This is a genomic window from Providencia sp. PROV223 (assembly GCF_028479245.1).
Classification (GTDB): domain Bacteria; phylum Pseudomonadota; class Gammaproteobacteria; order Enterobacterales; family Enterobacteriaceae; genus Providencia; species Providencia rettgeri.
In genome coordinates this window covers 294,052-314,837 of record NZ_JAMPNG010000001.1, presented here as the reverse complement: position 1 = coordinate 314,837, position 20,786 = coordinate 294,052, and the positions used below count along the sequence as shown (strand labels likewise).

Below are 20,786 nucleotides of genomic sequence, written 5' to 3'. Positions count from 1 at the left end.
TTCCAGTGTTTTATTTAATAGCCAGCTTGGGTGCTGGCTTTTTTTTTGTATCAACAAACTCGTTTAGCTTCATTTCTCGTTATTACTCTAAACCCACATAGTGTAGGTCTTCATCGGTCACTTTACCTTGGAGTGTACATAAGAAACGAACCACTCCTCTTTGTTCATCCTTTTCAATAATCAGCATTTTTTCAGCTGCATTTGGGGCCAAGTTATAGTCTTGCGTTGCGTATTCGTTAAACACCCATTGGCCTTGCAAATTGTGGCGGATCATGGGTGAGTAGATATAAGTATTTCCCACCTTTAGAATAGCAATTCTTGATGAAGTATAACGGATAACCTCTTCAAAGCTTTGAGTGGTTTCAAATCCCCAAAAATAGTATTGGCCACGTAAGCCTAAATAGGTGAAGTCATCATATTTATCGAAATTACTGTGACTAACAAAAAAACGATTAAAAGTCACAATTCCAGTAGGTGAAAAATTGAGATTAACAGAAACTTGTTCACCATCATCTAATTTCATGTTTTTCAATGCATTAGATGCATCATTTAAAGCGGGATACTCTTTCATTTTCTCGAAAAAAGTCGCATCACAGTAAGAGAATGTTCTCATTAATGATTCTGCGCTGACTGTAGGAGATAAGCCGAGAAGAAAAAAGGTCATAGCAAGTATATTTATATTCTTCATGATAGGCTCCTCATATAATAAATATCATATTAATAGAGATATCATATAAATATATTTCGCACAGTAGTTAAATATGACAAGGTGTAAAAATAATTTAATTGGTTGACATTAACATGATTAAAATAAACATAGTTATGATTATATAATTAACTAAATGTGCTAATATAAATCATTATTTATGCATGCTAATTAGTATAAGTTACTAGATATAATTATTTTTATTTAAATTCTGTATGTTTTTGGAAAAGGTGACATTGTCTTACTTGTTGTTTTTGCTTATAAATTTATTTATCTTGAATATTTTTGTTTTGATTTTCCCTATTGAAAATATGTTTTTTTTAGTGAGATGAATAAATGATTTTTGAAACCAAAATATAAAATTGGAAATGTTTAGTAATAAGTAATAACCCAAATTCTTTAATCCTGAATTTTTGATGTTTAAGTATAATACAGTAGTTCAAACAATAAATTCAAATTATTTGAACTACGTATTATTAATTCTCAATGTTTATTTGATGTTTTTTTATTAAGCCTCGTAGTTGGTCATAACTTAATGATAACCGTTGTGCAGCTTTACGTTGATTAAAATGACTATCTGTTAGTGCTTGTTCTAATAGCGCTTTTTCGGATTGTTGTTGCCATTGACGTAAATCACATGGTAATGAAGGCAAAATTGTATTCTGTTGTTGGGTATGTGACATGGGGAGTGAACTTGGTGATTCATGTAGCTCAGCAAGTTTTTCGCCAAATGGGTCAAAAATAATATTATCAACGGGATCAGCACAGTTTCCATGGCGGTATATTGAGCGCTCAATAACATTTTTTAATTCGCGTACATTACCTGGCCATGGGTAGTGTTGCAGAGCTTGTTGGGCATGTAATGTAAAACCTGTAAAGTGTGAACGTTTTAATTCACCACACATTAAAATGGCAAAATGTTCTGCTAATAATAAGATATCAGGCTGCCGTTCACGCAGTGGGGGGAGGCGAATAACATCAAAAGCCAGCCTATCTAAGAGGTCAGCTCGAAAACGGCCTTGTTTGGCAAGTTCAGGTAAATTGGCATTTGTAGCACAGATTAAACGAACATCGACGTGTAATGCTTGGCTTCCACCGACTCGTTCAAGTTCACCATATTCAATGACTCGCAGCAATTTTTCTTGAACGGACATCGGTGCGGTAGCGAGCTCGTCAAGAAAAAGAGAGCCTTTGTCTGCTCGTTCAAAACGCCCTTGATGGCGTTTTTGGGCACCTGTAAAAGAACCGGCTTCATGTCCAAATAATTCAGAATCCAGTAAATTCTCATTGAGTCCACTGCAATTGAGAGAGATAAAAGCTTCTTGCCAGCGTGGGGAGAGGTAATGAAGTCTATCTGCAATAAGTTCTTTACCCGTACCGCGTTCGCCGATAACCAAAACAGGTTTATTGAGCTGAGCAAGTTCAGAAGCTTGTTCGAGTACATCGAGAAAATTACTTGAAACGCCAAGAATAGGTTCGTTGGTTTCTTTCATGGTTTTTTTTACCAATAGTTGGTTGGAAATACCGATGCTTTAACTATAAACTAAAATGAATTTTAGAGAAAGTTTATAATTATTTTATTTAAAATCATTGTGATATGAATTTTTGTTTAAAGTTGGCACGTGAGTTGCAACATGTGAATTGTAATAGCTAAATACAACATGCTATTTGTTGTTTGACTAACGGAGCGTCAGGTATGGGTTGGAAGCCAAATCAGGTCGAGGCGCTACAGAATGATTAAATCCATCAAGGGGATATAAATAATGGGTATTTTTTCACGTTTTGCCGATATCATTAATGCAAACATCGCTTCTTTGTTAGACAAAGCAGAAGATCCGCAAAAAATGATCCGTCTGATGATTCAAGAAATGGAAGACATGCTAGTTGAAATCCGTTCTACATCAGCACGCACTTTAGCTGAAAAGAAAGGCTTAGAGCGCCGTATTGAAATGGGCGAAAAACAAGTTGCTGATTGGCAAGAAAAAGCAGAATTAGCACTGGTGAAAGATAAAGAAGATTTAGCGCGTGCAGCACTGATTGAAAAGCAAAAAGTGAGTGCAATGGTTGATACCTTAAAACACGAGCTGATTATTGTTGATGAAACCTTGACCCGTTTAAAAGGTGAAATCACTGAATTAGAAAACAAACTGCAAGAAACGCGTGCGAAACAGCAATCAATGGTTGTTCGTATGGAAGCAGCACAATCTAGTCGTAATGTTCGTCGCCAACTGGATAGCGGCAAACTGGATGAAGCAATGGCTCGTTTTGAACAGTTTGAGCGCCGTATAGACCATATGGAAGGTGAAGCTCAAAGTTATGGTATTGGTAAACAAAAATCACTGGATCAACAGTTTGCAGAGTTAAAAGCAGACGATGAAATAAGCGCGCAATTAGCGGCGCTTAAAGCTAAAATCAATAAAGATCAGTAACAGTTATTTTGATGCACTGGTACGTTAGCAATATCGTATCAGTGCCATAGATAGGTTAACCATATGTATAAGGATATGTGATGGGCTACGTTTTTCTGTCTCTCGTATTAATTATTTTTCTCATTTTTATTCTGCCTATTTGGCTGTGGCTACATTACAGCAAAAAAAATAATGGGCAGGGGAGTCAGCTAACTGAAAATGAAGTACAACGTTTGATGCAATTAGCAGAGCAAGCATCACAGATGCAGCAACGCATTAAAACGCTTGAAGATATTTTGGATGCAGAACACCCAAATTGGAGGCAAAAATAATGACTCAATTTCGCAACCGCAAACTTTATCGTTTAACGGATAGACGTGTGTTCGGTGGTGTGTGTTCGGGTATTGCTGAGTACTTAGAACTTCCGGTTGCTTTGGTCAGAGCATTAGCCGTATTAGCCTTATTTGTAAGCTTTGGTATTACTTTGATTTTGTACATCGTGATGTGCTTTGTTGTCGAAGCGGCACCAAGTGGCTACCGTTCACAGAAAGATATTGGCCCAGAAGTGAGTAGTCTTATTAACCAAATTGATACACAATTAAAATCCGGTGAAATGAAGTTACGCCAGATTGAAAGATACGTTACTTCAGATACTTATACAGTGAACAGTAAATTTCGAAATCTATAGCAAATCGTATCGCCATCACATGATAAGGGATTAGGTTTCAAAACCAAATCCCTTTTGTTTTTTATCAATAAGTGAGTGACATATGGCAAATAACGTTCGTTATCGAATCAAAAAATTTGTAAAGAAACTTATTCTACAAAAAGGTATTCGAATCGCTGCGGTATTACTTATGACATATGGCCCAGCCGGAGTCGTAGGTAAAATCATTAAATTATTGACGAGTAAATGGTTGCTCAATGTACTAATTAAACGGTTAACCTAATACAATTTGTTTTATGCTAAATTATAGTACGCAATATGACGTAAAATGGGTTTAAATTGAAAGGATAAGTCTTGGGAGGAGCATGAAACGACTGCACAGTGAATTAACGGATTTGATGAATAGAAGTGTTGATCGTCATGTTAGGCTCGCAGTAACAGGGCTTAGCCGTAGTGGAAAAACCGCATTTATTACTTCACTGATGAATCAACTATTGAATGTGAATGCCGGGGCACGGCTGCCTTTATTTTCTGCTGCGCGAGATAAGCGGTTACTAGGTGTTAAACGGATACCTCACCGTGATTTGTCAGTACCACGTTTTGCGTATGATGAAGGTATTGCTTCTCTTTATGGGGAGCCCCCGCAATGGCCAACACCAACAAGGGGAGTCAGTGAAATACGCCTTAAATTACATTACCGCTCAGAAGACTCTTTTTTGCGTCATTTTGTTGATAACTCATCATTATATTTAGAGATTGTCGATTACCCCGGTGAATGGTTGTTGGATTTACCCATGCTAGATTTAAATTATTTAGCGTGGTCTGAACAAATGAATACCTTAATCAAGGGGGAACGCGCACATTTAGCCCAACCTTGGCTGGCATTGTGTGAAAAATGTGACCCTTTAGCGCCAGTTGATGAAAATTTGCTTGCTGAAATTGCCGCTGCCTACACTCAGTATTTAGTGGAGTGCAAGGCCCAAGGGCAGCACTTTATTCAACCGGGACGTTTCGTTTTACCCGCTGAATTAGCAGGAGCGCCGGCTCTGCAATTTTTCCCATGGCCGAGTGTGGCCAAATATGGCGACAAAAAGCTCGCACAGACAGGTAAAAACACCAATATTGGCGCGTTACAGCAACGTTATCAATATTATTGTGAGCATGTTGTAAAGGGCTTTTATCGTGATTATTTCCAACGTTTTGACCGACAAATTGTGTTAGTTGATTGCTTACAACCGCTAAATAGTGGTGTTGATGCTTTTAATGATATGAGAATGGCATTAACGCAATTAATGCGTAGTTTTCATTATGGAAAGCGCACACTACTGAGGCGTTTATTTTCACCTTGTATTGATAAATTACTCTTTGCCGCAAGTAAGTCAGATCACGTAACACCAGACCAACATGCAAATTTAGTGGCTTTGTTGCAACAGCTAGTGCAAGAGGCATGGCAGCATGCTGCGTTTGAGGGGATCAGCATGGATTGTGTGGGTCTAGCATCAATACAAGCTACCGAAAGTGGTCTGGTAGACTATAAAGGTGAAAAATTACCTGCGTTAAAAGGGAATCGGCTAAGTGATGGTCAACCGTTAATGTTTTACCCAGGGGAAGTGCCAAAACGCTTGCCGAATGAACAATTCTGGCAAACTCAAGGTTTTCAATTTGAAGATTTCAGACCAAGGCCAACGCCAATGGATCAACCATTGCCACACATTCGTATGGACAGTGCGCTTGAATTTTTGTTGGGAGATAAACTGAAATGAATGAACCCTTAAAACAGCGTTTAGATTTTGCTGAACATAGTGAAAATAAGACGAAAGAATCGCTAAAAAAAGCCCAAGTTTTTGATGAACGTGAACTTGAAAAATTTACACCAGTGTCTTTGGAAACAGAGCAGGACAACCAAGAAGGTGAGGTTGAAAGCCTGATTAACGAAGCGTTAAAACCAAAACGGAGTTTTTGGCGTAAATTAGTTGGCGCGGCTGCGGGAATTTTTGGGGTCAGTGTCGTTGCTCAGCTCGGCGTTTGGATCCACCAATCATGGGTAACACAAGATTGGACTGCGTTAGGTGTCGCTGCCGCGGGCGGTTTAATCGTTGTGGCGGGTGTTGGGTCTGTTGTTGGCGAATGGCGGCGGTTGTATCGCCTGAGAGAACGTGCGGAGGAACGGGACTTTGCTCGCGAATTATTGCACAGTCATGGTATGGGGCAAGGAAAGGCTTTTTGTGAAAAACTGGCTAAACAATCTGCGTTATCGATGCAACATCCTGCAATTGCTAATTGGCAAGCCACTCTTCATGACTCTCATAATGATAGGGAAGTTGTTGAATTGTATAGTCGAATGGTTCAGCCTATCCTTGATGAACAAGCTCGTAAAGAAATTAGTCGTTGTTCCGCAGAATCGGCCATCATGATTGCGGTGAGCCCGCTAGCACTGGTGGATATGGCATTTATTGCTTGGCGAAATATTCGTCTAATTAATCGGATCGCGGCAATCTATGGTATTGAACTCGGTTACTATAGCCGAATTCGGCTATTTCGCATGGTGCTCATTAATATTGCCTTTGCGGGAGCGTCTGAATTAATTCGTGAAGTGGGGATGGATTGGCTATCTCAAGACATTACCGCACGGTTATCAACACGAGCAGCACAAGGTATTGGAGCAGGCTTGTTAACTGCGCGTTTAGGTATTAAGGCGATGGAATTATGTCGACCACTACCTTGGATAGAAAACAAGCCACGTTTAGCCGATTTTCGCCATCAGTTAATTGGCCAGTTAAAAAATGTCATTCCCAGCAAAAAAGAAAAAGCGTAAAACAATCGCATTGGCAGGGTGAGTTGACAGTTTTTGCTCACTCTGCAGCATCATTTATTGATTAATGTGTTTATTCTTATTTCAAGCCTTAAAAAATAAAGGAAAACCGTGACTTTATTTGTTGATGATTATAAAGCTTACAAGCTGTCAACAATTTGTGACACAAACACTGTATTCCCTTAATGTTTAAGGCTAAAATACCTTTATTCTCTCGGCTTTTTTGATGAAGGTTCTTACCTATGCGCCTCGAAGTGACCTGCCAAGACCGTATCGGTTTAACGCGTGAATTACTTGACCTTTTAGTTCTACAAAATATTGATTTAAAAGGTATTGAAATCTCTCCTCAACGTAGGATTTACCTCAACTTTACACCTGTAGATTTTCAGGTATTCAGCACATTGATGGCAGAAATACGCCGTATTAATGGTGTTATTGATGTTCGCCGAATTTATTTTATGCCTTCAGAAAGAGAACATAAAGCCGTTTGGGCGCTCTTAAACTCATTTCCAGAACCTGTTTTATCCATAGACAACAAGCTAAATATTGAGTTGATTAACCCAATGACATTGCAGTTATTTGGTTATGATGAGGCTAAAATTCGAGAAAAAACCTTTTCACAGCTAGTTGGTAGTCAAGGGCTAGTACGTTGGTTTGAACGGGAGTCACCAGAGGCGTACACCGAGAAAGTTGTCATTAAAGGCCAAGACTATTTGATGCAAGTAACACCTATTATTTTGGCTGATGAAAATGGTAAATCCCATTGTACTGGTGCGGTATTACTGTTGAAATCGGCTGCAATTTTAGATAAGCAACGCCAACAAGTTATTGAGGTAGATGGCAGCGGTTTTGAACAAATTATTGCTGTTAGCCCTGTCATGGCAAATGTGGTTGAACGAGCCAAACGTATTGCTATGCTGGATGAGCCATTATTACTTGTCGGTGAAACGGGGACTGGGAAAGATATCTTAGCGAAAGCTTGTCATTTGCATAGTGCGAGAGGAAAAGAACCGTTTTTAGGCTTAAATTGTGCTTCGATGCCGGATGATGTCGTAGAAAGTGAATTATTTGGTTATGCAGCGGGTGCTTATCCAAATGCGGTTGAAGGCAAAAAGGGTTTTTTTGAACAAGCCAATGGCGGAACGGTGTTGCTTGATGAAATTGCTGAAATGTCGCCACAAATGCAAATTAAGTTATTACGTTTTTTAAATGATGGAACATTTAGGCGTGTTGGGGAAGAAAAAGAAGTTAAGGTGAACGTTCGTGTGATTTGTGCAACACAGAAAAATTTACCTGAATTGGTTGCCGAAAAGAAATTCAGAGAGGATCTTTACTATCGTTTGAATGTACTGACATTAACTATTCCTCCATTGCGTGAACGTAAAGAAGATATTCAACCGCTGACCAAAACATTTGTCGCCAGTTTTTCCAAAGAGCTTCATATTGCTGAACCTAAATTGGCACCTTCGTTGATAGAATATTTAAGTAGTTATTATTGGCCGGGTAATGTAAGGCAACTGAGAAATGCTCTTTATCAAGGGTTAACGCAACTTAATGGCAATATATTAGATGCAGATAATATCCAATTACCTGATGTAGTTAATACCCCCGCACTCGCTTTAGATTCACTCAATGGCTCGCTAGATGAAATCACTAAACGTTATGAAGCATCGGTATTAGCACGTTTGTATCGCGATTATCCGAGTACCCGTAAATTAGCTAAACGTTTGGATATTTCTCATACGGCAATCGCCAATAAATTGAGAGAATATGGCCTTAATACGAAAAAAGAGCAAAACTAAATTAAATGTATAAAAGAATAACTTACGTATTCGCAATAATAGGGCTGGTTTTAAGTGGCTCTGGCAAAGCAACAACAATACCGGAAGACGGTTTGAATAAGTATTGCCAATATGTAGTGCGAACAATGGATGAAGTCTATGAAAATGGGGCATTGTCTCAATCTTATTTTAAAGACGTATCTTTTTTATCTTGTGTTTGATATGGCAAAACCCTGCTAATACTATTGCTAATTGGTGAATTTTCCTGCTATATAACAAAGACAGCTGCTGTTTTAGGGTATCGTAATCTCATCTGATGGGTTTCAGCCTACAAGGAGTTGCCATGGATCAATTCACTATTAATTTCGTTGTAAATCGTAAGCTACGCGAATACATGAGCCAGAGCCATTATAAAAATGATATGTTTGAGTCTGCCGCCTCAGCCGCCGAACTTTATCTGATGAATAAAGCTGCAGTAAAATATTTAGCGAAGAAAAATCGTTTTACGTGGGAGGCGCTGGTAAAAAATGGCCATAAGCCTCGAGACCTCATTATTGATATTTTGACATCTTGCTGCCCTGTTACCCAGGACCAAGCCTTAAAAGTATTGAGTACGCTCTCTCATACTTTGATTTCTATAATGAGTGACAACAAGTTATTTGCGAATGTTGTTAATGCAAAGAACCACCAACCATTGTATTGGGCTCACGTAGATTAGAGTGGTGTTTATATTATTCAATAAAGCGGGAAATTCCCGCTTTATTGTTAACTACAGTGAACTAAATATGACAAAAGCTTATTTCAAACTATTTAATGCGCTGTCGTAATCAGGTTCTTCAGTTATTTCAGGAACTAATTGGCTATAAATAACGTTATTGTTTTCATCTAGGACAACAACGGAACGAGCGTTCAAGCCTTTTAATGGGCCACTAGCAATATCAACACCATAGTCATTCGCAAACGAGCCGCTACGGAAAGAAGATAGCGTAACAACATTATCTAAACCTTCTGCACCACAAAAACGCGCTTGTGCGAAAGGTAGATCAGCAGAAATGCATAATACAACAGTGTTATCCAAATCGTTTGCGAGCTTATTAAACTTGCGAACTGACGCCGCGCATACGCCAGTGTCGACACTTGGGAAGATATTTAAAACTTTTCGTTTACCTTCATAGGTTTCCAGCGTTGCTTCGCTGAGATCTTTGGTGACAAGGGTAAAAGGTTTAGCTTTTGAGCCCGCTTGTAAAAAGACACCGTTAACTGTGATGTCATTACCTTTTAACTTAACTGTCTGCGACATGAATTTTTCTCCCATTCATAAAGTGAGTCACTGATAACTTAATCTATCTTCTAATAAAAAATCTTTGCGATTAAAGGTTTTTTAATGGGCAGTTACGCAGTGCTGAGTTTTACATTGTACTAATGACCAAATTTTATACGGAAACTTTATCTCTTACCTTGAGTCCTATATGGGGCAAAACAAGATAATTTTACCTACTTTTTATCACAGTATGGTGCATCATCATTATATAACTACTAAGCTTTATCAATGCTTGCGTTTTTTGTTATGCACTTTTTAAACTGACCTATGAAGTGTAACAAAAGGAAATCGATCTGTATTGGTTTCTTGAGTCATTATTTAATTACCTGAAAAATGATAGAGATAGGGTTATGGTTCTATAATATGAGTATTAATTTATGTATATTTGAGTTAGGAAATCAATTAATTACACGAGAAATGTGGATATTTAAAATATGAAAGCATATGATAAATTAAGATAAACTACAGAGTAATTATGACTTGATATTACCTATGTTAGATATGGTTTTTTACATCATAAATTTATGTTTTTATTGGTATAGTGGGTTTTTCCAACATTCAAATTACCGAAATGAAACTTAATCAGTAAATGCAGTAACGTTGTTAATAATAGCATCTTCATTTGAAATCATTTAACTAGGCTTTTAGTTACCTTTATTTATATTAACAAGATAGAAAATATAATGCATAAACATTCATTTACATCTTTAGCGATTTTGATTTCTTCAGTTTTTGTTACTACACCAGCTATTAGTGCCGTGATACCTACAGGTACAGTTTTAGCTGAAAACCAAGAAGTTACACGGCATTTAAAAGACGAACCCGCATCTTTGGATCCAGTAAAATCAGTGGGGTTAACAGAAGCACAAGTCATGCGTGACTTATTTGAAGGGCTGGTTAACCAAGATGATCATGGAAAGCCGATCCCTGGAGTAGCTCAACGCTGGGATACGGCTGATAATCGTATTTGGACATTTACACTGAGATCTGACTCACATTGGTCAAACGGTGACCCTGTCACGGCTCAAGATTTTGTTTATAGCTGGCAGCGACTTGTTTCACCTGGAACAACATCACCATTTGCTTGGTTTGCAGCACTAGCAGGCATTAACAATGCGCAAGATATTATTGATGGTAAATTGCCAGTTGAGCAACTAGGTGTTGAAGCGGTTGATACGCACACACTAAAGATTACTCTAAATAAGCCGGTACCTTATTTTCCTTCGTTAACGGCTAACTTTAGTTTATTTCCTGTTCACCAAAAAACCGTTGAAAAGTTTGGTAATGACTGGATAAAAGCCGGAAATTTAGTTGGAAATGGCGCTTTTGTTTTATCTGACAGAGTGGTTAATGAAAAAATTGTTTTGGTACCAAATAAAAATTATTGGGATCATCAAAATACAGTCATCACTAAAGTCACTTTTGTCCCGATTAACCAAGAGTCTCATGCAACTAATCGTTATTTAGCGGGTGATCTAGATATTACCGAATCATTTCCAAAACAACGCTATCAAAAATTGTTAAAAGATATTCCTAATGAAGTCTTTACACCAGACCAATTAGGGACATATTACTATGCTTTTAATACTCAACGTGCACCAACGGATGACGTTCGTGTTAGAAAAGCATTATCCATGGCGATTGACCGCCAATTAATTGCGAATAAGGTATTAGGTACAGGGGAGAAGCCCGCAAATTATTTTACTCCTGATGTCACTGATGGCTTTAAGCCTGAAAAAGGGCTTTATAATAGCTATTCACAAAAAGAGTTAGACCAGCAAGCAAAAGTGTTATTACAACAAGCTGGTTTTGGTCCAAATCACCCATTAGAATTAACGTTATTATACAATAGTTCAGAAAACCATCAAAAAATTGCTATAGCAATTGCTTCTATGTGGAAGAAAAAGCTAGGTGCTGAGGTCAAACTAGTTAATCAAGAATGGAAAACCTATATAGATAGCCGTAATACAGGAAATTTTGATGTTATACGCGCATCATGGATAGGGGATTTTAATGAGCCTTCAACCTTCTTGTCTCTGCTCACTTCTCAGCATAGTGGTAATATACCAAAATTCAACAACCCTATATATGATGAGGTTATCGCATCGGCGAGTATTGAAACAAATGCGCAATTACGCAACCGTTATTATAATAATGCAGAAGCTATCATTGCAAAAGAAGCGCCAATCGCACCTATTTATCAATATACCAATGCACGCCTAATTAAGCCTTGGCTAAAAGGTTACCCGATTAACAACCCTGAAGATGTCGCATATAGCCATAGCTTTTATATTATTAAACATTAAAAAAGATCTCAGCCTGCACATGTTGTGGGCTGTTTTTCTGACAAAAAGAAAAAAGCTCCTTCCTCTGGAGAATGGGAAGGAGGACCAAAAAAAGGAATAAACACTACCTTTTTATAATAAAAAACTCATCGTAAATTTTATTGCTCATTTGTGTCAATTATGTGGTTTTATTTAGCAAAAATGGCGATATTTTGTGATTTATGAGGAATTGTCTGTTTTTATAAGATGTTAATCTCATTCTTTTTTCTTTGTTGTTTTATTCATGTATTGTGGAAGTGATTCTTGAAATAATTGCAAAGAATTATTTATTCGACTACAAATACCGTATTGATTATAAAAGGGAGATATTGCATGGGGCTGATTTATGGTTCTTTATTCCAAAATTCAAATCCTGTACATGCATTTCAGTTAAATGGAGACGGTGGATTACTTCCCATTGATGTGAATGCGAGTGCGAGCCAGCAGTCTCCGTTCTGGCTTCATTATGATTATAAAGATCCTCAAAGTTTTAATTGGATTCAGCAATCAGACCTCTTTAATGACCAAGTTAAGTCTGCGCTATCAGGGCATTCAGGGCGTTGGCGTTTGATACGTGTTGGTGATGGCATTTTATTAACATTGCAAACTTTAAATACCAATACTGGCCAGCGTCCTGAGCAATTAGTTGCATTTCGAGTATTTATTAATAACCGGGTAATTATTTCTAGCCGTCACCGAAAAGTAAACTCTTTAGACTCTGTTATTGATGACTTAAAACAGGGAGTAGGTGCGCAAAGCACAGGTGATTGGCTAGTAGAGGTTGCTGATTCTATTACAGATGAAATAAGTGATTTTACAGATTCTTTGCATGAGCGTTTAATTGATATGGAAGACTCCATATTAAATGGCCAAATTCCTGATAGAGGAGAATTTGCATTACTCCGTAAGCAAATTATTGTAATCCGCCGTTATATGGCTCCACAACGAGATATGTTTTCTCGCTTAACAACGGAAAAATTACTTTGGTTAGATGAAACTAATCGTCGTCGAATTCAAGAGATTTCTGACCGGTTAGGGCGTTGCATTGAAGATCTCGATGGATTTATAGCACGTACAGCGATTATTTCTGATGAGATAACGAATATGATGACTGAAATGATGAACCGGCGTATTTATACGATGTCATTAATGGCCATGATATTCTTACCAACAACGTTTTTAACGGGTTTGTTTGGTGTGAATTTAGGAGGGATCCCCGGTAATGAATTCCGCTTTGCCTTTAGTGTCTTTTGCGTTTTATTAGCCGTTTTAATCGCAACCGTCTTATGGTGGCTAAGAAAAAGCCGATGGCTCTAATATTGATGACTTATTTCCTATAACCGGACCTAGTTTGAGATAAATCAATAAAACTACTGAGGTTTTAGTGCAGTATTAGTCCTGCAGGTGAATGCAACGTTGAGCGATGAACGTTGTGCTCCATAATTGTAGTTTTTCTCATATTGAGTTCTTATACAGAATAATTGACCACTGTAATGCCGATGTAATTTACATCGGCTTTTTTTTGCATTAAATCCGAGCAAAAAATAACCTCCAAACAAGGAGGTTATAATAAATATTATTTAACTTCAATAATATCAAGGCGTTCAGCTGCAAAGTCGGGCTTATCATCTTCCTCTATAAAAGGTTGGAGAGGCAGCTCTTCTTTGTCAAACGCAAGGTCACCGCCATTGATAACTTCATCTCCATGAGAAATATTCTTGAAATCAAATAATTCGGTATCACATAAATGAGACGGCACAATGTTTTGAGTGGCGCGGAACATTGTTTCGATACGGCCAGGATAACGCTTATCCCAATCACGTAGCATCTCTTTAATAACTTGACGTTGCAGGTTTGGTTGAGAGCCACATAGATTACAAGGGATAATTGGAAATTCTTTAGCCTGTGCAAAGCGCTCAATATCTTTTTCTCGGCAGTAAGCGAGTGGTCGGATAACAATGTGTTTTCCGTCATCGCTCATTAATTTAGGAGGCATGCCTTTTAACTTACCGCCATAAAACATATTTAGGAACATGGTCTGTAAAATATCATCACGGTGGTGACCAAGTGCAATTTTAGTTGCACCTAATTCAGTTGCTGTACGATACAGAATTCCACGTCGTAAACGAGAGCACAATGAGCAAGTTGTTTTCCCTTCAGGAATTTTTTCCTTTACGATCCCATAGGTATTTTCTTCAACAATTTTGTACTCCACACCAAGGTTATCAAGGTATGCAGGTAAAATATGCTCAGGGAAGCCAGGTTGTTTTTGGTCCAAATTAACCGCAACTAATGAAAATTGGATAGGGGCACTTTTTTGCAAACTTTGCAGGATGGAAAGCAGTGTGTAACTATCTTTACCTCCAGACAAGCAAACCATTATCCGGTCACCGTCTTCTATCATGTTAAAGTCAGCGATTGCTTGGCCAACATCACGGCGAATTCTTTTTTGCAACTTATTTAAGTTGTACTGTTCTTTATTGGTTGTCATTCTATATTGTTCTGCTACTGGGGTTTATGTTGCTGATGGTTAATTGTACTTTCAGCTGTTAAATTATTATTGTTCTGTGCTTAAAGCCTAATCAGCGAGATCTATAAAAAGAGGCTCATAATAGCAGAAGCTGGGGGGGGAGTGATACCAGTTCGTTAAAAGAGGTGAAAATCTGTTGGGGTATGGCGTCTTCTTTATAGCCTTTATCTCATTGTATAAGCACTACTTAGAACGTAGTGTATGACAAAATATGGAGGAACTATGCCTGCAACTGACCCTATTGAATTGGTTTCGTCTTTACTCACCAGCACTATTAAAATGGTAATTACGCCAACGGAATATTTTTTTCAAAGTGGTACTATTGGGGATGCCATTTATATGAGCTTATTATTTTTGAATTAAAAATACTGAGAGTGCCATTATAACGAGATTAACCCACGACAAATGAAGGAAGGGCTAGTTTCCTTCATAACGGTGAGTAATTTATGGTACTAATGAGCTAGCTTATCACATAATTTTTGTAATTCAGTTAAAAATTTACCAACATAGAAGCCATCGCAAACAAGCATGATGTACCTGTACTGCTAGAGGCAACCATGTTTTATTGTTGTCATTATAGTATTTTCCCATAGTAAATATAGGGGTAAAGACATTAGTAATATCTGCAATATTTAGATTAAAACTGTCAAATGAAACCCAAGGTAAAGATGACACATACAATACATTCTCAATTTGCTGTGATTGAGGATGCAAACTGAGATTATCTTTATACAACGTTAATTGCTGGTGATAACTCTTGTCTAAGTACTATATTTAACCCTTTCAATATAAAGCAAAATTTTTGTGATAGTACAATATATTCAGGCTCATGGTTGTGCGTTGACGTAGATATCAAATAATGTTTTGACATCTATATTGAGTATTTTAGATAGCATTACAAGGTGGTCAATAAATATTGAAAGAGTTCCATCTTCATATTTTATGTATGATTTTTCAGAAATAGATATTAGTTCAGCCATTTTTCTTGTCGTAATTTGACGTTCTATACGTTTTTGTTTAATAAATCCGCCTAATACAACATTACCAACATTATTTTTATACATAATAACCTGTCAAAAATTTAATCTTAATTTTTTATTATCTTAGATGAGAATTAATATTCAATGGGTAATAATCTGTAAATTTAATAAAAAACAAATCTAAGGTGGTTAAGTTAAACTAACTCTTATAAGAATAGAGTTAGTGCAATAAACGATAAAAAATAGCATTATTGTATTTTATAATCAAAAGGTGAGAATTGGCTAATATTAAATTCTATTTAATAGTGCAAAATGTGATTTTTAACTAGATGATATGTCAATTTTGCTACCATTATTTAACAGAAACTATCTTAACAATAATTATTGAAGACAGCGTCTGTTATTAGATAATAATGATTAAGCAGATAGCGCAACTTCAATTGTTTTTTGTGCATGAATGGCGGTGGTATCAAATATGTTTACTGTAGTATCATGTTGATTAACAAGTAATGTTATTTCAGTGCATCCTAAAATGATACCTTCAGCACCTTTTTCTACCAGAGATGTCATTATACGTTGATATTCCTGTTTAGATTCTTTGTTTATTTTTCCTAAGCATAGTTCATTATAAATAATATCATGAATTATTTTTCTATCTTGGGCGCTAGGTACTAGAACATCCAAATTAAACTTATCAATCAACCTTTGTTTATAGAAGGGCTGCTCCATCGTAAACGCAGTTCCTAAGAGTCCAATTGTTTTTATACCTGACTGTGTTATCCGTTCACCTGTTGCATCAGCTATATGTAATAATGGAAGACCGGTTTGAGATTCAATTAGTGGTGCTACTTTATGCATAGTATTGGTGCAAAGAACCAGAAAATCAGCGCCTGCAAGCTTTAAACGCTCTCCTGCATCTGCTAAACATTGTGCTGCCAAATCCCATTGCCCATTGGACTGATACTGTTCTATCTCAGCGAAATCGACGCTATATAAAACAATTTTAGCAGAATGTAGGCCACCTAACTGCTGTTTCACTCCTTCATTAAGTTGTTGGTAGTATAGTAATGTAGATTCCCAGCTCATACCGCCAATGAGGCCTATTGTTTTCATTTTTCAACTTCCTATTATCATGCAGTGTTATTATTTTTCTTACTATACTGATTGTTTACAGAGGATCACAATAGAAACGAGAAATTTTCTAGGGGATTAAGAGTAAAAAACAGTTGTAATATTAAACTCAACTTAACATTACACACAATAAGGTTTTAATGTTGAACTTATTTAAATAACAAAATGATAAATATAAGAATATTTACGTTTTAAAGATGGATTTTAATTGATATCTGGTTATCATCATAATGAACATTATTTCAATAAATTTGGTCATATATGGCGAGAATAAAAATGAATTTTTTTAAAGTAATCATTGCGATACTTATTTTTGGTGCTGCATTTCTGTTAGGGGCACTATATATGAAACCAACTCAATTGAGTTTAGTTGAGCAAGTAAAAAAGAATGTTTATGATGTTTTAGCGTACCCACAAGCAGCAAAATTTAGAAATATTGAATATCATTTTTCTCGCTACACTGCGGATAATGGTAAGGTTGGTTATGTTTGTGGGGAGGTGTATCGATATAAAAATGATAAGCCTGACGGATTTAAGCGTTTTATTGTTAAATCTTATACCAATGATGAAGGCCGCATGGATATTTCTATTCCGTTTATTGACGGAGGACATGAAATATTATTGCCTGAACAGGTTAACCAAATTTGGAAAGATAAGTGCTCAAGTCCTGCTTCACCGCTCGAATAAGGAACTACGTGTGCTAAAATTTTGTAGCACACGCTTTTAGGTTATTTGTTATGCGGTCTGTTGGTTTATACATTTTAATGCTGCAGGGCGATTTATCATTTTTTTATAATAGTCAAGTAAAAATGGTGTGTTAGGGCGTTTTATCGGGGTTAATAGCCAACGTTGGATTGATAATGTGATAACGATATCCGCTAGAGAAAAATGGTTTCCATAGAGATAGTTCTGATGATTTTTTTGGGGCTGATTTTTTGATAACACAGATTCAATTATTTGCATTTTTTCATTCCATAAATGGATGCTTTTTTCCACGATTTCAGGTTGTTGTAGAAAAAAAGAATCCTGTCTTACTAGTGCCATAAATGCAGCTCGCCATGCTGGGTTGAGCTCTGAGATTTGCCAATCCATCCATTTTTCTATTTCAGCCCTAGCAAGTGGCTCTTCGGGTAATAAATCCGTCCGTTGGGATTTTGCCACTAGATACCGACAAATTGTGTTGCTCTCCCATAATGAGCCTTGTTCATGAACAAGGACTGGAATAAGCGCATTGGGGTTTAATTTTAAAAAATCGACTTGAATTAAATTCTCATGATTTCCCCAGTGATCTTCATGAATATATTTAAGATCAAGCTCATGTGCAGTCCATAATACTTTTCGGACATTAATTGACGAAGTGCGGCCTAATATTTTTAACATTTACACCTCTGCTTAGTCGTATGAAATAACCCAATAACATGTTTTTTATTAAAATAGCCTTTCAAGCAAACCGAATATAATTTTAACGTAAAATATATAGTAACCATTGGGAACTAATAAATAAAACTGGATTATATATTACTAGTTTAGTGTTATACTGATTAAGTTACACTTTGTTTTGTTATTATTATGAAACAAAAAAGCCTTTGTGGTCAACGATGACTATGTTTTTTGATGTTCATTTTTTTAATGAATTTTTAATTTAGTAGTTTAAGGAGTCGATAATGGTTAGTAATAATAATGCACGTCGTTTGTTAGGTATGCCTTATAAATTAAGTCGTTCTAAGAAAAACATACGTGTTTCGCTAAGTTCTAAAGATAATGCCGCAGTTGCAGTACAAAAGAATAAAGCGACAGAAAAGAAAACATATCATTCAGTAACTGTTTTTTACCCAGAATATGTTATTAGTTAATTGAATGAATGTAACCCTCTAGTATTCACTAGGGGGTTGATGCTATTTAATTAAAATTGGATTTTTCTTATTAACTTACATTAACTCACTTCAATATACACCATTCCTACGCGTAACATTCAGAGCCTCTTATTATAAAAATAAACGGTAGTCATAAAATAGATTAAAGGATATTATCTGCATTAATTAAAAACTAAAAAGAAAGATCACTATTGGGTGTTGTAGAATGAAATTTTATTGTTGCCTACTATTTTTATTTTGTTTTTCTCTTTCAGGGTGTTCTACTCAATTTAAATCAGATGAAGAAACTAATCGCTTAAAATTTAATATTCAACACGCAAATACGGTTCCTATTGAGGATTCCGTTGAACCGTTGGCAGTTTCTGATATGTTGCCCGGAGATATTCTTTTATCGTCTGCTACAGGGTTAAATTCATGGGGAATTCGGTTATTTAGTATTAGCGGAGTAAGCCATGCATCTATTTATCTAGGCTTGGGCGAAGTTGCTGAATCTGTGGGAAGTGGCGTTAGGATCATTACCTTAGACCAAGCAGTGAAAGATTCTAATAACATGGTGGTATTGAGACAAGCAGGCTTAACATCATTACATGCAGAAAAATTACGCGAATTTTCAGTTCAAAATAATGGAAACAAGTATAACTATAAAGGCATTGTGATGATTGCTCCTTGGATGATCACTAAAAGAGTATGTGAACTTCCGTTAATTGGTGAAACGATACGTAATTTTTGCTTAAAAACCTTAGCTAAAGTTCAGTTAGGCGATGATGTGGACCAAGCTAATGGTTTCTTTTGTTCGCAGTTTGTCCTAGATGCTTATAAGTATGCGGGTATTCCCTTATTTGAAGGTAATTCATCGTGGATAACACCTGCGGATATATTGCATATGCGAACCGGTGATGTGCCGACTTTCATGCCCACTCAACGCCTAGCATATGTTGGGCATTTGAAATCATGGAGTTTTAGTAGTGCAATACGCAGAAAATAATAGATTATTTTAAATAAAAAAAAGGCCAACATATGAAGTTGGCCTGCTAAACTGGAAGCAATGTGAGCAATGTCGTTTGTGATAAACTTGAGTGATTTACTCAAGTATTCACGAGGTAAAAGATAACCATTCTCATTTAAGAAATCAACCCTTTTTTTTATGCAGTTACTTATTCACTCTCCCTGTTTATTTTCATTTTTTGTTTATATAAAACAATCTATTGTGTATTTATTTCTCATCAAAATTGTTTTTTTAACAAAAAAAAATTTTTTTTAATTGATATTAATGAGATTATTCTTGCAGAGATTAACCATTAACAGGCGTGTTTACGATGCGAAAATTAAAGGTGGGTGTAGTTGGTTTAGGTTCTATTGCACAAAAAGCGTATTTACCAATTTTAACTAAAGAGGAAAACTGGGAGTTGGTTGGTGCTTTTTCTCCAAATCAATCAAAGGCAAAATTGGTGTGTGATAGTTATCGAATGCCCCTGTTTAGCAGTATTAACGCACTAGCACAGCAATGTGATGCTATTTTTGTTCACAGTGCGACCAAAAGCCATTTTGAGGTAATCAAGCTGCTATTAGAGGCTGACGTTCATGTCTATGTTGATAAGCCATTGACTGAGTTAATTGAACAATCGGAGCAATTAATTCAGTTAGCAGCGCGACGTCAAAAAATGTTAATGGTTGGATTTAACCGCCGTTTCTCGCCGTTTTATTTGGCAATTAAACAAGATATTAAAAATATAGCGTCTATTCGTATGGATAAACACCGTATGGATAGCGTAGGGCCGAATGACTTCAGGTTTACGTTATTAGATGATTATTTGCATGTCATTGATACTATAATGTGGATTGCACAAAGTAATGCAAAACTGATCAGTGGTAGCATTCACAAAACAAATACTGATGAATTGTTTTATGCCGAGCACCATATGCAAGCTGGCCAATGTTGGCTAACAACATCGATGCATCGCAAAGCCGGAAGCCAACAAGAGCAACTTGTTGTCATTGCTGAGGACAGTATTCATCAAATAACCAATATGAACCATTGGTGGAGTGAAAATGCCGTTGGGATCAGCGAGAAAAAACCGGCTAATTGGGACTCCATTTTGGTTCAACGCGGTTTTGATGGTGCAATTCGGCATTTTATTGATTCTGTTTCAAACCAAACTCAACCTTTGATCAGTGGAGAAGAGGGCTTGAAGGCTCAAAGAATGGTTGAAAAAATGATCTCTACAATGAATAAAGTCAGTGGTTAATTATCT

General features: G+C 36.6%; 23 protein-coding genes. 15 read left to right on the top strand and 8 right to left on the bottom strand.

Translation table 11 applies throughout. The annotated features are described in order from the left end of the window. Positions 1 to 82 precede the first annotated feature (82 nt). Complete coding sequence (locus PR767_RS01520) at positions 83 to 688, bottom strand: hypothetical protein (RefSeq protein ID WP_004910472.1); 606 nt, start codon at positions 686 to 688, stop codon at positions 83 to 85. A gap of 494 nt (positions 689 to 1,182) precedes the next feature. Next, positions 1,183 to 2,199: a phage shock protein operon transcriptional activator gene (gene pspF, locus PR767_RS01515; protein ID WP_272519782.1), complete on the bottom strand. Its 1,017-nt coding sequence runs from the start codon at positions 2,197 to 2,199 to the stop codon at positions 1,183 to 1,185. Between the two features lie 270 nt (positions 2,200 to 2,469). On the opposite strand from pspF, the gene pspA reads away from it, so the two are divergent. The 8 genes from pspA to PR767_RS01475 all read left to right on the top strand — a co-directional run bounded on the left by pspA (position 2,470) and on the right by PR767_RS01475 (position 9,092). After that, a complete protein-coding gene (gene pspA, locus PR767_RS01510; protein ID WP_004263893.1) occupies positions 2,470 to 3,135 on the top strand; it encodes a phage shock protein PspA in 666 nt (221 codons plus the stop codon). Positions 3,136 to 3,215: 80 nt separating this feature from the next. Continuing rightward, positions 3,216 to 3,446: an envelope stress response membrane protein PspB gene (gene pspB, locus PR767_RS01505; protein WP_004910474.1), complete on the top strand. Its 231-nt coding sequence runs from the start codon at positions 3,216 to 3,218 to the stop codon at positions 3,444 to 3,446. Further along, positions 3,446 to 3,802 carry an envelope stress response membrane protein PspC gene (gene pspC, locus PR767_RS01500; RefSeq protein ID WP_109911274.1) on the top strand — a complete coding sequence of 119 codons (357 nt, stop codon included), beginning with the start codon at positions 3,446 to 3,448 and terminating at the stop codon, positions 3,800 to 3,802. Before pspB ends, pspC begins: the two co-directional genes overlap by 1 nt. Positions 3,803 to 3,884: 82 nt before the next feature. After that, positions 3,885 to 4,064, top strand: coding sequence for a hypothetical protein (locus PR767_RS01495; protein ID WP_042851577.1), 180 nt, complete (start codon positions 3,885 to 3,887; stop codon positions 4,062 to 4,064). A gap of 82 nt (positions 4,065 to 4,146) precedes the next feature. Beyond that, positions 4,147 to 5,544 carry a YcjX family protein gene (locus PR767_RS01490; protein WP_272519781.1) on the top strand — a complete coding sequence of 466 codons (1,398 nt, stop codon included), beginning with the start codon at positions 4,147 to 4,149 and terminating at the stop codon, positions 5,542 to 5,544. Next, positions 5,541 to 6,596 carry a YcjF family protein gene (locus tag PR767_RS01485; protein WP_109911277.1) on the top strand — a complete coding sequence of 352 codons (1,056 nt, stop codon included), beginning with the start codon at positions 5,541 to 5,543 and terminating at the stop codon, positions 6,594 to 6,596. Before PR767_RS01490 ends, PR767_RS01485 begins: the two co-directional genes overlap by 4 nt. Positions 6,597 to 6,835: 239 nt before the next feature. Next, the gene (tyrR, locus tag PR767_RS01480; protein WP_004910482.1) at positions 6,836 to 8,395 is read left to right on the top strand and encodes a transcriptional regulator TyrR; all 1,560 of its coding nucleotides are present in this window, start codon (positions 6,836 to 6,838) and stop codon (positions 8,393 to 8,395) included. A 322-nt stretch (positions 8,396 to 8,717) separates the two neighbouring features. Continuing rightward, on the top strand, positions 8,718 to 9,092 hold the full coding sequence (locus PR767_RS01475; RefSeq protein WP_042851578.1) for a hypothetical protein: 375 nt from the start codon (positions 8,718 to 8,720) through the stop codon (positions 9,090 to 9,092). Between the two features lie 78 nt (positions 9,093 to 9,170). Here PR767_RS01475 and tpx read toward each other — a convergent pair whose 3' ends face one another. Continuing rightward, positions 9,171 to 9,674 (bottom strand): thiol peroxidase, encoded by a 504-nt coding sequence (gene tpx / locus PR767_RS01470; protein ID WP_004910486.1) that lies wholly within the window; start codon positions 9,672 to 9,674, stop codon positions 9,171 to 9,173. Positions 9,675 to 10,378: 704 nt separating this feature from the next. Between tpx and PR767_RS01465 the strand changes: the two genes are divergently transcribed. Both PR767_RS01465 and zntB read left to right on the top strand, forming a co-directional pair. Then, entirely contained in the window at positions 10,379 to 12,001 is a 1,623-nt protein-coding gene (locus PR767_RS01465; RefSeq protein ID WP_272519780.1) for a peptide ABC transporter substrate-binding protein, read from the top strand. A gap of 351 nt (positions 12,002 to 12,352) precedes the next feature. Continuing rightward, positions 12,353 to 13,336 carry a zinc transporter ZntB gene (gene zntB, locus PR767_RS01460; protein WP_004910490.1) on the top strand — a complete coding sequence of 328 codons (984 nt, stop codon included), beginning with the start codon at positions 12,353 to 12,355 and terminating at the stop codon, positions 13,334 to 13,336. 259 nt (positions 13,337 to 13,595) lie between these two features. On the opposite strand, the gene ttcA is transcribed toward zntB, so the two are convergent. Next, positions 13,596 to 14,510, bottom strand: a complete 915-nt coding sequence (ttcA, locus tag PR767_RS01455; RefSeq protein WP_004910491.1) for a tRNA 2-thiocytidine(32) synthetase TtcA — start codon at positions 14,508 to 14,510, stop codon at positions 13,596 to 13,598. A gap of 240 nt (positions 14,511 to 14,750) precedes the next feature. Here ttcA and PR767_RS01450 point away from each other — a divergent pair, with 240 nt between their 5' ends. Next, a complete protein-coding gene (locus PR767_RS01450) occupies positions 14,751 to 14,912 on the top strand; it encodes a hypothetical protein (RefSeq protein WP_155242205.1) in 162 nt (53 codons plus the stop codon). A gap of 135 nt (positions 14,913 to 15,047) precedes the next feature. On the opposite strand, the gene PR767_RS21235 is transcribed toward PR767_RS01450, so the two are convergent. The 3 genes from PR767_RS21235 to PR767_RS01440 all read right to left on the bottom strand — a co-directional run bounded on the left by PR767_RS21235 (position 15,048) and on the right by PR767_RS01440 (position 16,642). Continuing rightward, positions 15,048 to 15,263 (bottom strand): CatA-like O-acetyltransferase, encoded by a 216-nt coding sequence (locus tag PR767_RS21235; RefSeq protein ID WP_350025291.1) that lies wholly within the window; start codon positions 15,261 to 15,263, stop codon positions 15,048 to 15,050. Positions 15,264 to 15,376: 113 nt separating this feature from the next. Next, complete coding sequence (locus tag PR767_RS01445; protein ID WP_117161971.1) at positions 15,377 to 15,613, bottom strand: helix-turn-helix domain-containing protein; 237 nt, start codon at positions 15,611 to 15,613, stop codon at positions 15,377 to 15,379. A gap of 333 nt (positions 15,614 to 15,946) precedes the next feature. Further along, complete coding sequence (locus PR767_RS01440) at positions 15,947 to 16,642, bottom strand: aspartate/glutamate racemase family protein (protein WP_110731887.1); 696 nt, start codon at positions 16,640 to 16,642, stop codon at positions 15,947 to 15,949. Between the two features lie 363 nt (positions 16,643 to 17,005). On the opposite strand from PR767_RS01440, the gene PR767_RS01435 reads away from it, so the two are divergent. Next, positions 17,006 to 17,347 carry a hypothetical protein gene (locus PR767_RS01435; protein ID WP_181937006.1) on the top strand — a complete coding sequence of 114 codons (342 nt, stop codon included), beginning with the start codon at positions 17,006 to 17,008 and terminating at the stop codon, positions 17,345 to 17,347. 48 nt (positions 17,348 to 17,395) lie between these two features. Here the strand turns inward: PR767_RS01435 and PR767_RS01430 are convergent, their stop codons facing one another. Then, positions 17,396 to 18,040: a glutathione S-transferase family protein gene (locus tag PR767_RS01430; RefSeq protein WP_272519779.1), complete on the bottom strand. Its 645-nt coding sequence runs from the start codon at positions 18,038 to 18,040 to the stop codon at positions 17,396 to 17,398. Positions 18,041 to 18,324: 284 nt separating this feature from the next. Between PR767_RS01430 and sra the strand changes: the two genes are divergently transcribed. The 3 genes from sra (at position 18,325) to PR767_RS01415 (ending at position 20,780) form a co-directional block, all read left to right on the top strand. Continuing rightward, entirely contained in the window at positions 18,325 to 18,513 is a 189-nt protein-coding gene (sra, locus tag PR767_RS01425) for a stationary-phase-induced ribosome-associated protein (RefSeq protein ID WP_004910503.1), read from the top strand. Positions 18,514 to 18,739: 226 nt separating this feature from the next. Continuing rightward, a complete protein-coding gene (locus tag PR767_RS01420) occupies positions 18,740 to 19,519 on the top strand; it encodes a YaeF family permuted papain-like enzyme (protein WP_109911282.1) in 780 nt (259 codons plus the stop codon). A 331-nt stretch (positions 19,520 to 19,850) separates the two neighbouring features. Further along, positions 19,851 to 20,780: a Gfo/Idh/MocA family protein gene (locus PR767_RS01415; protein ID WP_109911283.1), complete on the top strand. Its 930-nt coding sequence runs from the start codon at positions 19,851 to 19,853 to the stop codon at positions 20,778 to 20,780. Positions 20,781 to 20,786: the final 6 nt, after the last annotated feature.

Coding starts and splice junctions, on each gene's coding strand:
- PR767_RS01520 (WP_004910472.1), bottom strand. CDS start 688: ATGAAGAATATAAATATACTTGCTATGACCTTTTTTCTTCTCGGCTTA.
- pspF (WP_272519782.1), bottom strand. CDS start 2,199: ATGAAAGAAACCAACGAACCTATTCTTGGCGTTTCAAGTAATTTTCTC.
- pspA (WP_004263893.1), top strand. CDS start 2,470: ATGGGTATTTTTTCACGTTTTGCCGATATCATTAATGCAAACATCGCT.
- pspB (WP_004910474.1), top strand. CDS start 3,216: ATGGGCTACGTTTTTCTGTCTCTCGTATTAATTATTTTTCTCATTTTT.
- pspC (WP_109911274.1), top strand. CDS start 3,446: ATGACTCAATTTCGCAACCGCAAACTTTATCGTTTAACGGATAGACGT.
- PR767_RS01495 (WP_042851577.1), top strand. CDS start 3,885: ATGGCAAATAACGTTCGTTATCGAATCAAAAAATTTGTAAAGAAACTT.
- PR767_RS01490 (WP_272519781.1), top strand. CDS start 4,147: ATGAAACGACTGCACAGTGAATTAACGGATTTGATGAATAGAAGTGTT.
- PR767_RS01485 (WP_109911277.1), top strand. CDS start 5,541: ATGAATGAACCCTTAAAACAGCGTTTAGATTTTGCTGAACATAGTGAA.
- tyrR (WP_004910482.1), top strand. CDS start 6,836: ATGCGCCTCGAAGTGACCTGCCAAGACCGTATCGGTTTAACGCGTGAA.
- PR767_RS01475 (WP_042851578.1), top strand. CDS start 8,718: ATGGATCAATTCACTATTAATTTCGTTGTAAATCGTAAGCTACGCGAA.
- tpx (WP_004910486.1), bottom strand. CDS start 9,674: ATGTCGCAGACAGTTAAGTTAAAAGGTAATGACATCACAGTTAACGGT.
- PR767_RS01465 (WP_272519780.1), top strand. CDS start 10,379: ATGCATAAACATTCATTTACATCTTTAGCGATTTTGATTTCTTCAGTT.
- zntB (WP_004910490.1), top strand. CDS start 12,353: ATGGGGCTGATTTATGGTTCTTTATTCCAAAATTCAAATCCTGTACAT.
- ttcA (WP_004910491.1), bottom strand. CDS start 14,510: ATGACAACCAATAAAGAACAGTACAACTTAAATAAGTTGCAAAAAAGA.
- PR767_RS01450 (WP_155242205.1), top strand. CDS start 14,751: ATGACAAAATATGGAGGAACTATGCCTGCAACTGACCCTATTGAATTG.
- PR767_RS01445 (WP_117161971.1), bottom strand. CDS start 15,613: ATGTATAAAAATAATGTTGGTAATGTTGTATTAGGCGGATTTATTAAA.
- PR767_RS01440 (WP_110731887.1), bottom strand. CDS start 16,642: ATGAAAACAATAGGCCTCATTGGCGGTATGAGCTGGGAATCTACATTA.
- PR767_RS01435 (WP_181937006.1), top strand. CDS start 17,006: ATGAAACCAACTCAATTGAGTTTAGTTGAGCAAGTAAAAAAGAATGTT.
- PR767_RS01430 (WP_272519779.1), bottom strand. CDS start 18,040: ATGTTAAAAATATTAGGCCGCACTTCGTCAATTAATGTCCGAAAAGTA.
- sra (WP_004910503.1), top strand. CDS start 18,325: ATGGTTAGTAATAATAATGCACGTCGTTTGTTAGGTATGCCTTATAAA.
- PR767_RS01420 (WP_109911282.1), top strand. CDS start 18,740: ATGAAATTTTATTGTTGCCTACTATTTTTATTTTGTTTTTCTCTTTCA.
- PR767_RS01415 (WP_109911283.1), top strand. CDS start 19,851: ATGCGAAAATTAAAGGTGGGTGTAGTTGGTTTAGGTTCTATTGCACAA.